Annotated in this window: 8 protein-coding genes; 3 read left to right on the top strand and 5 right to left on the bottom strand. The window is 67.6% G+C overall.

What is annotated here, in order from left to right:
- Positions 1 to 3 precede the first annotated feature (3 nt).
- Positions 4 to 2,031: a M3 family metallopeptidase gene (locus ACOACQ_RS23185; RefSeq protein ID WP_420289370.1), complete on the top strand. Its 2,028-nt coding sequence runs from the start codon at positions 4 to 6 to the stop codon at positions 2,029 to 2,031.
- Between the two features lie 64 nt (positions 2,032 to 2,095).
- Here ACOACQ_RS23185 and panB read toward each other — a convergent pair whose 3' ends face one another.
- From panB to ACOACQ_RS23205, 4 genes are all read right to left on the bottom strand, one after another.
- Complete coding sequence (panB, locus tag ACOACQ_RS23190; protein ID WP_378598066.1) at positions 2,096 to 2,950, bottom strand: 3-methyl-2-oxobutanoate hydroxymethyltransferase; 855 nt, start codon at positions 2,948 to 2,950, stop codon at positions 2,096 to 2,098.
- Positions 2,951 to 3,058: 108 nt separating this feature from the next.
- Entirely contained in the window at positions 3,059 to 3,565 is a 507-nt protein-coding gene (locus tag ACOACQ_RS23195; RefSeq protein WP_378598064.1) for a VOC family protein, read from the bottom strand.
- 78 nt (positions 3,566 to 3,643) lie between these two features.
- Complete coding sequence (locus ACOACQ_RS23200) at positions 3,644 to 3,832, bottom strand: HEAT repeat domain-containing protein (protein ID WP_420289371.1); 189 nt, start codon at positions 3,830 to 3,832, stop codon at positions 3,644 to 3,646.
- Between the two features lie 395 nt (positions 3,833 to 4,227).
- Positions 4,228 to 8,307 (bottom strand): phage tail protein, encoded by a 4,080-nt coding sequence (locus ACOACQ_RS23205; RefSeq protein ID WP_420289372.1) that lies wholly within the window; start codon positions 8,305 to 8,307, stop codon positions 4,228 to 4,230.
- A 145-nt stretch (positions 8,308 to 8,452) separates the two neighbouring features.
- On the opposite strand from ACOACQ_RS23205, the gene ACOACQ_RS23210 reads away from it, so the two are divergent.
- The gene (locus ACOACQ_RS23210) at positions 8,453 to 10,513 is read left to right on the top strand and encodes an NAD(+) synthase (RefSeq protein WP_378598060.1); all 2,061 of its coding nucleotides are present in this window, start codon (positions 8,453 to 8,455) and stop codon (positions 10,511 to 10,513) included.
- A 57-nt stretch (positions 10,514 to 10,570) separates the two neighbouring features.
- Here ACOACQ_RS23210 and ACOACQ_RS23215 read toward each other — a convergent pair whose 3' ends face one another.
- On the bottom strand, positions 10,571 to 11,029 hold the full coding sequence (locus tag ACOACQ_RS23215) for a hypothetical protein (RefSeq protein ID WP_378598058.1): 459 nt from the start codon (positions 11,027 to 11,029) through the stop codon (positions 10,571 to 10,573).
- A 165-nt stretch (positions 11,030 to 11,194) separates the two neighbouring features.
- On the opposite strand from ACOACQ_RS23215, the gene glnA reads away from it, so the two are divergent.
- Positions 11,195 to 12,535 carry a type I glutamate--ammonia ligase gene (glnA, locus tag ACOACQ_RS23220; RefSeq protein WP_420289373.1) on the top strand — a complete coding sequence of 447 codons (1,341 nt, stop codon included), beginning with the start codon at positions 11,195 to 11,197 and terminating at the stop codon, positions 12,533 to 12,535.
- Positions 12,536 to 12,573 lie beyond the last annotated feature (38 nt).

The following is a 12,573-nucleotide window of genomic DNA, read 5'->3' on the forward strand; positions in this document are numbered from 1 at the left end:
CCCGTGACCTCGGACGCACTTCTCGGAACCAGTGACCTCCCGCACCAGCTGCCGCGCTTCGCTGACATCGCGGACGCTGACTACGGGCCTGCCCTCGAGGTCGCGATGGCCGATCAGCTCCAGGCGATCGCAGCCATCACGGGCAACCCGGAGGCGCCGACCTTCGACAACACGCTCGTGCCGCTCGAGCGCAGTGGGACCGGCCTGACCCGGGTGCTCCGGATCTTCTCCAACAAGGCCAGCGCCGACTCCAGCCCGGCGGTCGACGCCCTGCGTGCGGAGTTCGCCCCACGCCTCGCGGCGCACGGTGACGCGATCCTGCTCGACGCGGACCTCTGGGCCCGGTTGCAGGTCGTGGACGGCCAGCGCAGCACGCTGGAGCCCGAGGCGTCGTACCTCGTCGAGCGCTATGTCATCGAGTTCCGGCTGGCGGGCGCTGCGCTGGGCGAGGACGAGAAGCAGCGGCTGCGTGCGCTGAACGAGGACATCTCCAGCAAGGAGACGGCCTTCGAGCTCGCACTCCAGGCCGACAGCAACGACCTGGCCGTCGTCATCGACGACGTCGCCGACCTCGACGGACTGACCCCCGGTGAGGTGTCGGCGGCGGCCGCTGCCGCCGAGTCACGGGGGCTCACGGGGAAGTACCTGCTGACGCTGGTCCTGCCGACCGCACACCCGCACCTGTCGGCGCTCACTGACCGCGAGGTCCGCCGTCGCCTGTCCGACGCGCAGCGCGCCCGGGGGAGTCGGGGTGGCGCCCACGACACCCGCTCGATCGCGCTCGACATCCTGCGGTTGCGCGCCGAGCGCGCGCGACTGCTCGGGTTCGACAACCACGCCGCCGTGGTGACCGCGGACAACACGGCGGGCACCCCCAAGGCCGTGCGTTCCCTCCTCGAACGCCTGGCTGCGCCCGCCGCCCGCAACGCGCGCAGCGAGCAGGACGCCCTCTCCGCCGAAGCCGGATTCGCGGTCGAGGCAGCCGACTGGGCGTTCTACGCCGAGAAGGTGCGTTCCGCCCAGTACGACGTCGACCTGGCCGCGTTGCGTCCGTGGTTCGAGGCCGAACGAGTGCTGCACGACGGGGTCTTCTTCGCGGCCGAACGGTTGTACGGACTGACCTTCGCCGAACGCACCGACCTGCAGGGCTACCACCCCGACGTGCGGGTGTTCGAGGTCAGTCAGGACGGAACCCCGATCGGCCTCTACCTGCTCGACCTCTACACCCGTGACTCCAAGCGGGGCGGCGCCTGGATGAGCAGCTTCGTCAGCCAGTCCGAGCTGTTGGGTGTCGACACCGCCGTGGTGGTCAACAACCTCAACGTCCCGAAGCCGGCTGCGGGCGAGGCCACGCTGCTCACCTGGGACGAGACCCGCACGCTGTTCCACGAGTTCGGGCACGCACTCCACGGCCTGCTGGCCCGCGCCACCTACCCGAAGTTCTCCGGCACCGCCGTGTTCCGCGACTTCGTCGAGTACCCGTCCCAGGTCAACGAGATGTGGATCCTGTGGCCCGAGGTGCTCGCGAACTACGCCGTGCACCACGAGACGGGCGAGCCGATCCCGGCCGACCTCGTCGCCCGCATCGAGGCCGCGGAGACCTTCAACGAGGGGTTCGCGACGAGTGAGTACCTCGCAGCGGCGCTCCTCGACCTCGCCTGGCACGAGCTCGCACCCGAGGACGTGCCCACCGATCCCGCTGCCGTGCTCACCTTCGAACGGCAGGCGCTGGCGGCCGTCGGCCTCGACAATGCCGCGGTGCCGCCGCGGTACGCGACGTCGTACTTCGCCCACAGCTTCAGCTCGGGCTACGCCTCGGCGTACTACTCCTACATCTGGAGCGAGCTGCTCGACGCCGACACCGTCGCGTGGTTCAAGGAGAACGGCGGCCTCACCCGCGAGAACGGTGACCGCTACCGCCGCCACGTGATCGGCATCGGCGGCACCCGCGACCCGCTCGAGTCCTACGAGGAGTGGCGCGGCCGGCCTGCGCCGATCGAGCCGTTGCTCGCCCGTCGCGGACTCGCCTGACCGCTGACTCCTGAGTTGGGTGGGTGAGAGTGACCCAGAGGTCACTCTCACCCACCCAACTCCGTCAGAACGTGTGCTCGGGGGCGGGGAAGGACCCGCCCTTCACCTCGGAGTCGTAGGCGCGGGCAGCGTCGAGGAGCACGGAGCGGACGTCGGCGTACTGCTTGACGAAGCGGGGGAGCTTGCCGGTGCGCAGGCCGAAGGCGTCCTGCCACACGAGCACCTGGCCGTCGCACTGGTTGCCGGCGCCGATGCCGATCGTGGAGATGTCGAGCTTGGCCGTCACCTCGGCAGCCACGTCACCCGGAACCATCTCCATGACGACGGCGAACGCGCCGGCCTCTTGGACCGCGATCGCGTCGCGCATCACACGCTCGGCTGCTTCGCCGCGGCCCTGGACGCGGTAGCCGCCGAGGGTGTGCTCGGACTGCGGGGTGAAGCCGATGTGTCCGATCACGGGGATGCCGCCCTTGACCATCTTCTCGATCTGGGGCGCCATCTCGACGCCGCCCTCGAGCTTCACGCAGTGTGCACCGCCCTCCTTCATGAAGCGGACGGCGGTGAGGTACCCCTGCTCGGGCGAGGCCTGGTACGAACCGAAGGGCAGGTCGCCGACGACCATCGCGCGGGAGACCGAACGGCTCACGGCGCGCGTCAGCGGGATCAGCTCGTCGACCGTGATCGGCAGCGACGTCGAGTTGCCGAGCACGTTGTTGGACGCGCTGTCGCCGACGAGGAGGAGTTCGATCCCGGCCTCGTCGAAGATCTGGGCTGTCAGCTGGTCGTAGCTGGTCAGCATGGAGATCCGCTCGCCACGCTGCTTCATCTCGCGCACGTGGTGGGTGCGGATCCGCTTGATCGGCGCGGGGCCTGCGGGTGCGCCGCCGTACGGAGCGGTTTCTTCGGGGGTGCTGCTCATCGTCGAGCTCGCTTTCATCTGACTCGCGGCCCGGTCCGGGTCCACGTTCGTGTGAAGGACAACGTCGAGGCTAGTCGCGTCGAGTCCGTCTGCGCGCTGTGTGTTGGGTCACCCCGTCGGGGCCGGTGGCCCGGCGGCGTCGGCGGCAGCCTCCAGATCGGTCACGATGATCCGTCGCATGCCGAGCATCGCCTGCGTCGCGGCGGCCGCGCGGGACGGATCGGGATCCGTCACGAGTTCATAGAGCCGGGCCGGGACGATCTGCCAGGACAGGCCGTAGCGGTCCTTGAGCCAGCCGCAGACCGACTCCTGGCCGCCGTCGACCAGGGAGTCCCAGTAGTAGTCGACCTCGGACTGGTCGCGGCACGTGACCGAGAACGAGACGGCCTCGGTGAACGGGAACGCCGGTCCTCCGTTGATGCCGCGGAAGGTCATCCCGTCGAGCGTGAACTCGCCGGCCATCACCGTGCCGGGCTCTCCGGGGCTGCCCTCGGAGTAGCGGCTGAGGTGCCCGATAGAGGAGTTCGGGAAGATGCCGGTGTAGAAGCGCGCGGCTTCCTCGAGGGTGTCGTCGAACCACAGGCAGGGCTGGATGTGGCTGCTCGCAATGCTCATGGCAGGACAGACCGGTGCACGCGCAGCGACTCATCGCGGCCTAGGCAACAGCCTCGTCAACTGGGTCTCACGCGAGTGTCAGTGCCGGGGCTGCGGGCCAGTTGCCAGCTGCGCGAGCGCAGCTGCTGATTCGGCTGCGGCGGACCTGACATCAGGCTCGGGGTCCGACGCCGCCACGGCGTCGAGGGCGTCGGCGATGTCCTCGCTCGCGAGGTAAGGTCCGGTCCACGCAGCGGCCAGGCGGACCAGCGGATGTTCGTCATGCATTCTGGCCAACCACTCATCCACGACGCCAGGTAGACCGGGGTCGATGCAGCCGGCGATCAGGTCGTACAGCGTGTCACCAAGGTCAGCCCAGTACCGACGGCTGCTTCGCGCCGCCTCCAGGAGGGGTTCGGGGGGCGCCAAGAGGCCGTCCTGCACCAGCCCGTGGAACAGCTCTGACGCTCGCGGACCTGTCGACCACAGGTACGTCCGAGCGATTTGGCGATCCTCGACAAGGGCGATGGGCGCGCCATCGTGCTGCCAGGACGCCAGCACGTTCCGCTGCTCGGCCCCGGGCCATGGTGGCGTGACCGGAGACTCTGTCACCGTTGTCCACCCAAGCGCCGCTCCGACCTCGTCGAGCCCTGCTGTTGTGGGAATGCCGCGGATCGAGAGTGTCACTCCGGGCCCTCCGATCCTTTGCGTGCTGCCTCTTCCAGGCGGTCCCGCAGTTCGTTGCGGATGAGCTTGTCGAGTTCCTTTTCGCTGAACCCGGTCTTCTTCCCCAGCAGCGTCTCGACATAAGCCACGGCCAGTGCCATCTCTCGTCGGACGAACTCCACGACCTTGGGTCCTGAGCCCACTGTTGTTGCTGGTGAGGCGTGAGGCACATCCTCGTCCTTGGAAACGCGTCTGCTTGCAGAGCCTGCCCCTCCGATCGCCATCGGGTTGTGCTCGGTCACCATCTTCTCAACCGTTCCGCCATGCTTGCCTTCCGCCACCTCGTGCGCCATCGCAGACCCGACGAGGTGGGACGGGCTGCGGCCTGACTCCACCGCCTCGAGGCGGGCCAGCCGGAACAGGTATGCGACCGCCTCCTTGTCGTTGCCAAGCGGCCGAGCGGGGATCTTGCCCTTGTCGGCCTCACGGATGGCTTTGGCGATCTGCGCGTCGGTCGCACCGGTGCGTATCTTGATGGCGGCGAGTTCAGCGATGATGTCCGGGGTGTACTTGCCCTTGCCTCCGAGGCCCTTGACGTGAATGTGCCCCGGGGCCGATGTCCGCGTTTGCTGGTCTGACGTAGTCACCCCCTTCGCAGGGGTGATGTTCTCGGTTGTCCACTCCGGCCGTGGCTGGTGAATGATCGCACTCGCCTCGGCGGCCTTGCCCTGGCTCGGCCGAGGGTCCTTGCCGGGCTCGCCAAGGTGCTTCTTACGGTCCCTGATGATCTGTGCCACTCGGTCCCGGACGTCCTTCGACGCCATCAGTTCGTTGGCGATCGTCCGAATCAGCGCGTGGATCTTTGCGGCGGAGAGCTTCTCCTGAATGATCTGCGACGGGGTTCGCTTGCTGGCTCGCTGAACGGTGATGTGGACCTCACCATCGGGCTCCGTGACCAGCTTGGCCGCCGTCAGCCCATAGGTCGCCTTGAGTCCGGGCAGAGCGGCTGCCACGCCGCCTTTGCTCGACTCCGGCTTGGCCAGGAGCGCAGTGGCCGCGGTGGCGGCGGCCGTCAGGTCGGGGTGATCGCGCTCGTGTCCCGGCTTGTCCTTCCGCGTCAGCCGGTCCTTGACCTTGCCGGTGACACCCTTGACCCCTGCGATCGCCCTATCCTTGACCTTCTTGCCGAACGACTTGGCCTTCGCGCCGAGGCCCTTCAGGCCGCGAATGACCGGGCCGGCGAGCTTGAGGCCCTTCTTGATCACGAAGTCGATCGCCTTGTTGAAGGGTCTCTGGATGGCCTGGATGATCGACTTGATCTTCTCGCCGATGCCGCCGATGCCGAGCACGCTGGCGATGAAGCCGATCAGGATCGGCACCATCTGGCCGAGTGCGTCCTCGATCTTGTTGACCACCGCGGACACGTTGCCCTTGGCGATGTCGACGACTCCGTCGATGACGGTGTTGACGAACTTCATGATCCGGGCGGCGTTGTTGACGAAGAACATGACCACGTCGTAGATCAGCTTGCAGGCCTTGATGAACGCGGCGGCCGGGTTGAGCAGTGAGATCAGCCAGGTGATGCCGGCGGTGATGATCTTGGTGATCACGAAGTCCTGGATCTGCTCCATGATCATGTTCTTGATGTCGCCGAGCTTCTCCACCAACATCTCCCAGATCGCGCCGATGCCGCCGCTGGCGATCTTCTGGAAGATGTCGACGCCCTTCTCGATCGCCGCCATCGCCTTCTCGCCGATCTGCTTGACGATCCGGTTGCGAATGTTGGCCCAGGTGAGGCCGAAGATCGAGGCGAGGAGCTTGATGATGCCCTTGACGTCGAAGGTGTCCGGGATCTCGATGCCGGCCTCGCCGAGCTGGCCGAACAGCCAACCCATCAACCCCTTCTTGAGGTGGGTGCCGATGTTGGCGAAGAACTTGTTGATGCCGCCCTTGATCGCGCCGATCAGGTTGCCGAGGAATCCGATCGGGTCCTTGATGATGTCGCTGATCGCGGCGGCAGCGCGGGCCAGGGTGTTCTTCAGCATCGTGACCAGTTCGCGGATGGTGTTGATGACGGCCTTGATGGCGCCGATCGCCTTGTCGACCAGGCCCTTGTTCTCGGCCTGGAGCTCCTCGATCCGCTCGTCGAGGCCCTTGCGCGCCTCGACGTACTTGGTCGCGAGCGACTCGACGACCTCGTTCTGCTTGTTGTCGACGTCCGACTCGAGCTGCTCGAACTTGTCGCCGATCTCCTTGGCCGCGTCCGCGCCGACCTTCCGCAGGTCCGGGGAGAGGGTCTTGACGTACGCCGCGATCTCACCGCGCCCCTTGGCGATGCGATCCTTGGCCGCCTTCAGGTCGTTGCCCACGATGTCGGCGACGTTGGCGATCACGCCGTCCATCTGCTTGAGGTAGATCTCGCGGCCGGCCACGTAGAACTCGTTGACCTTGTCGGGCATTCCCAGCAGCTTGTCCTTGGCCCAGCGCAGGCCGCCCAGCCAGCCGCTGTACCGATCCGCCTTGTACGCCGACATCTTGGCCGAGACGTACGACTCGAACGCCTGCTTGGCCCCTGCCTCGCCCTTCTCGAACGCCGCGTCCACCTTCGGGTCGATGCCCTCGAGAGTCTTCTTCACGTCCGCCTCGGTGGCGGCGAAGATGCCCTGGATCTTGTTGGTGACGTCTGCGCGTTTCTGCTCGTCCTTCGACTTGGTCGTGCCCTTCGCTGCCATCAGCTTCGCCATGGCCGCGCCCTTGGCACCCTGCATCGCCGCGACCCCGCCCTTGGTGTCGGCCTCGGCCTGCTCGCGGCCCTGGGCGAGAGTGGCCTTCTCCTGCTGGCGGTATTCAGCCGGGGCCGTCTTGGCATGATGTGCGGCCTTCTGCTTGTCCGCCAGCGCACCCTGGAACTCCGGCTCGTTGGACTTCGCGAGCTGCTCGTCGGTGACGTTCGCGTCGGCCATCTCCTGGTCGGCCTGGTGCTTGCCCGCTTCGAGGTTGGTCTGTTCAGCAGGTGCCGGCTTGGGCACCGCGCCGTCCGCGGGGATGGCCGGGGCCGCGCCCGGGTTCTCCTGGGACATCGGCGTCACGGGCTTGGCGATGGACTTGGACTGGTCAGGAGCCGCCTCGGCCGACGCCTCGATGTCGTGGGCGGCATCGTCCTTGCCCTGGCCGACCATGCCCTTGACCTCACCCTTGACCTCGCCTGCCTTGCTGGCTGACGGGTCGCAGGCCTCCTTCAGGTTCTTGGGCGCCTTGGCCTCGATCGCGGTCTTGACCGCCGCGATGAACGCCTTCTTGTCGAAGGTCCCGGCCTGCTGGGAGTCCATCTTGTCGACCTTCGCCGCCTTGGCCTGGCCGGCCATGTCGTCGGTCGGTGCGAGCGCGGCGCCCTGGGCTTCCTGCGCCTTCGACGCGGCCGTCGGGTGTGACTTCTTGTCCTTCGCCACGCCCTTCACTCCGCCGGTGACCCGCACGAACGCCGGATCCTCCTCCGGCCGCGTCCCAACGGGCGCGACGGGTGGCTGGAGGCGCATGTCGGCAGCGATCGGCGCCGGAGCTGCGGGCCCCGCTGCACCGCCGGCCCCCGCGGGGACGGGCCCAGCGGCCTTGGCCGCGGGTGCTCCGCCGGCCACCTTCGGCTTCGCGGCGGCGGCCTTGGCCGCAGCCGGAACTGCCGGCACCGGCTTGGGCGGCGGCACCGGCTTCTTGGCCGCCACCGAGCCCGGCCCGAAACCGGTCTTGGTCACCGCAAGTGCCGAGGCGGGCGGCTTGGGTCCTTCCAGTTCGACCGGCACGCCCAGGGTCTTGGCCTGTTTGAGTCCCGTCTCCACCAGGTCGATGGACGGCTCGTCCTTCTTGATCTCCGTGAGCGCGCGATCGATCTCGACCACGGCCTGCTCGCTGGGTCCCTTGACCTTGGCCGCCATCAGGGCTGCGACAGCAGCGTTGCCGGCGTTGCGCTGAAGGGCGAGTACGGCGCCGGCCCGGCCGCCGTGGGCAGGCCCCGGTCCGCCGGCGGCACGACGGCGGCCGTCATCGAGGGCATGGGACGCCTCAGCCTTGACGGCCTCGGCTCCCTGTCGGGCTCCGGCCATGTTCCAGAGTCGCCGACGCGGGGTGGCTGCGACCTCGGACGAGGTGCACGTACGAGGGCAGTGCCACCTGCCCGATGGGGCGGCGCGCCCGTGTGCTGGAAGCGACCAGCATCGCGTGGGACACGGCACTCCCTAGACTCGCGTCGTGGACTTCTACTCGGCCTATGCCCACGGGTTCGCCCGGGTGGCTGCCTGCACGATCCCGATCCGCGTCGCGGACCCGGCGGTCAACGCCGCAACGGTCATCGAGGAGGCGCGCGCCTGTCACGACGAGGGCGTTGCTGTCGCGGTGTTTCCCGAACTCTGCCTGAGCGGCTACGCAGTGGATGACCTCTTCTTGCAGGATGTTCTCCAGGAAGCGGTGCTGGCTGCGATCGACGCCGTGGTCGAGGCAAGCAAGGACCTGCTCCCGGTGATCGTGGTGGGCGCACCGCTGGTCAAGGATGACCGGCTCTACAACTGTGCTGTCGTCATCCACCGCGGCAAGGTGCTGGGTGTCCCGGCGAAGTGGTACCGCCCGACCTACCGCGAGTTCTACGAGGCTCGGTGGTTCGGGTCTGCCGAGGACCAGGACGACGAACACATCACGCTCGGTGCTCACGGCGAGGTTCGGTTCGGCAAGCACCTCCACTTCCAGGCCACCGACCGGCCCGACCTGCGCCTCTTCGTTGAGATCTGCGAGGACATGTGGGTGCCGATCCCGCCGCATGCCTCTGCCGTACTTGCTGGCGCGACCGTGTTGGCCAACCTCTCGGCGAGCCCGATCACCATCGGGCGCGCCGAGGACCGCAGGTTGCTCGCCCGCAGCGCCAGTTCCCGCTGCAATGCGGCCTACATCTACACGGCAGCTGGGCAGGGTGAGTCCACGACCGATCTGTCGTGGGACGGACAGACGATGGTCTACGAGATGGGTGACCTGCTCGGCGAGAGCGAGCGATTCCCGGACGGTCCCCGGCGCACAGTGGTCGACGTGGATCTCGATCGAATCCGACAAGAACGGATCCGGCAGGGGACGTTCGACGACAACCGCCATGCCTACAGCCAGTTCCGCAGCGAGGCCCACGTCATCGAGTTCACCCTCGACCCGCCGACGGGCGACATCGGTCTGCGCCGCAAGGTCGACCGCTACCCGTTCGTCCCCGACGACGCGGAGCGGCTGGCCCTCGACTGCTACGAGGCCTACAACATCCAGGTCTCCGGCCTCGAGCAGCGGCTCAAGGCGATCGGCAACCCGAAGATCGTGATCGGCGTCAGTGGCGGTCTCGACTCGACGCACGCGCTGATCGTCGCCGCCAAGGCGATGGACCGCCTGGGTCGGCCGCGCAGCGACATCCACGCGTTCACGATGCCGGGCTTCGCGACCGGTGACACCACGAAGTCCTACGCCACCCGGCTCGCCACGGCCCTCGGCTGCACGTTCGCGGAGCTCGACATCAAGCCGGCCGCCCGGCAGATGCTCGAGGACCTCGACCACCCGTTCAGCGACGGAGAGCCCGTCTACGACATCACCTTCGAGAACGTCCAGGCCGGACTCCGCACCGACTACCTCTTCCGCCTCGCCAACCACCGCGGCGGCATCGTGCTCGGCACCGGCGACCTTTCGGAGCTCGCGCTCGGCTGGTGCACGTACGGCGTCGGTGACCAGATGTCGCACTACAACGTCAACGCGGGCGTCCCGAAGACGCTGGTCCAGCACCTGATCCGGTGGGTGATCGACACCGACCAGCTCCACGACGGGAAGCACTACGACGACGAGGCCGACCTGGTCCTGAAGGAGATCCTCGAGCAGGAGATCACCCCCGAGCTGATCCCGACCGAGGAGGGCAAGAAGCCGCAGGCGACCGAGGACTCCGTCGGTCCCTACGCCCTGCAGGACTTCACGCTCTACCACGTGATCCGGCGCGGCTACCGGCCCAGCAAGATCGCCTTCCTCGCGTGGCACGCCTGGCACGACCAGTCCGCCGGCGAGTGGCCTCCGGGCTTCCCCGAGGAGCGCCGGGCGTCGTACGACCTGGCGACGGTGCGCAAGTGGCTCGAGGTCTTCACGAAGCGCTTCTTCAGCAGCCAGTTCAAGCGGTCGGCACTGCCGAACGGTCCCAAGGTCAGCGCCGGCGGCACCATGTCTCCGCGCGGTGACTGGCGGATGCCGTCGGACGCGAGCGCGGCTGCCTGGCTGGCCGAGCTGGAGAACGTGCCGAAGGCCTGAGGCCGCAGGCGAGTACGACGGCGGGGCCCGAACCCCCGCCGCCCCATGTTCGCCGAGCTAGGCCTCCCGTTTGTGGTTCCCGCGGGCCATCCGGGCCAGCGCGAAGCAGCAGAACGCGAGCGCAAGCATGCCCACGCCGAGATGGGCCAGGTCGTCGACGCTGAAGACGTTGATCGCGAGGACCACCAGCCAGATGCCGAGGACGTCGGCACCGAAGTGGGGCGCGGCCGCCAGGAGCACGCCGAGGGCAACGGTGAGGGCACCGATCCACATCGTCGCGTCGCTCGCGTCACCGGGCAGGAAGTTGTTGGCCCACACCGAGACGTAGCTGTCCCAGGTGTCGGTCATGAAGCCGACCATCATGTCCAGGCCCCACACGATCGCCAGCACGGTGAACGTCACCCAGAGGGCGACTCTTCCTTGCCGGTCCGAGTCGATGCTGGAGAAGTTGGTCAGGTCATGCAGTTCTTCGCGCATGTCATGGGTGAGGTGTTCCCTCGAGTGCATAGTGGCCATGGCGCTTCCCTTTCTCGAGCGGTCCCCTTTTGAGGGACTTCACTTTCGAAGGTAGACCTGCTTGTGCACTTGCGCCATGGTCCGGACGGAACCAGATTCGGCACGCAGCCGGGCTCTGGTCGAGCCTCGCCGACACCGCCGTCGATCACCCCCTACGCTGACGCCATGGGTAAGCAAGAAGACTTCGTTCTCCGCGCACTCGAAGAGCGCGACGTCCGGTTCGTGCGGTTGTGGTTCACCGACGTGCTCGGGTCCCTCAAGTCGGTCGCGGTGGCGCCCGCGGAGCTCGAAGGCGCCTTCTCGGAGGGCATCGGCTTCGACGGCTCGGCGATCGAGGGCTTCGCCCGCGTCTACGAGTCGGACATGCTCGCGCTGCCCGACCCGACGACCTTCCAGATCCTTCCGTGGCGCAGCAGCGAGGGGCCGTCGACGGCTCGCATGTTCTGCGACATCGTGATGCCGGACGGCTCGGCGTCGTACGCCGATCCCCGCAACGTCCTCAAGCGGACCCTGAGCAAGGCCGCCGAGCAGGGCTTCACGTTCTACACGCACCCCGAGATCGAGTTCTACCTCTTCAAGAACGAGCCGCAGCCGGGCGAGGAGCCGATCCCGATGGATCGCAGCGGGTACTTCGACCACGCTGCCCACTCGCACGGCTCGGACTTCCGTCGCGAGGCGATCACCATGCTCGAGGCGATGGGCATCTCGGTGGAGTTCAGCCACCACGAGGCCGGCCCGGGCCAGCAGGAGATCGACCTCCGGTACGCCGACGCACTGACCACGGCGGACAACATCATGACGTTCCGCACGGTCATCCGGGAGGTCGCGCTGAGCCAGGGACTCTGGGCGACCTTCATGCCGAAGCCGTTCACCGAGCACCCGGGTTCGGGCATGCACACGCACGTCTCGCTCTTCGAGGGCGACCAGAACGCCTTCTACGAGGCGGGCGCGGAGTACCAGCTGTCGAAGACCGGGCGCCAGTTCATCGCCGGGGTGCTGCAGCACGCCAGCGAGATCAGCGTGGTCACCAACCAGTGGGTCAACTCCTACAAGCGGATGATGTTCGGCAGCGAAGCGCCGTCGTACATCTGCTGGGGGCACAACAACCGCTCGGCGATGATCCGGGTGCCGATGTACAAGCCGATGAAGGGCCAGTCGACCCGGATCGAGCTGCGCAGCCTCGACTCGGCGTGCAACCCGTACCTCGCCTATGCCGCCGTACTCGCGGCCGGGCTGAAGGGCATCGAGAACGGCTACGAGATGCCGCGTGAGGCCGAGGACGACGTGTGGGCCCTGACCGAGCGCGAGCGCCACAGCCTCGGCATCCAGCCGCTCCCGAAGAACCTCAACGAAGCGATCAGCATCGCCGAGAGCTCCGAGCTGCTGGCCGAGACGCTGGGGGAGCAGGTCTTCGACTTCTTCCTGCGCAACAAGCGCGCGGAGTGGGACGAGTACCGCGGCCAGGTCTCCGCCTTCGAACGCGACCGGATGCTCCCCATCCTGTGAGCCGGGCCGACCGTTGACCCTGCCGTGAGGATGGTTCC

It is taken from the genome of Nocardioides sp. CPCC 206347 (genome assembly GCF_048654605.1).
Classification (GTDB): domain Bacteria; phylum Actinomycetota; class Actinomycetes; order Propionibacteriales; family Nocardioidaceae; genus Nocardioides.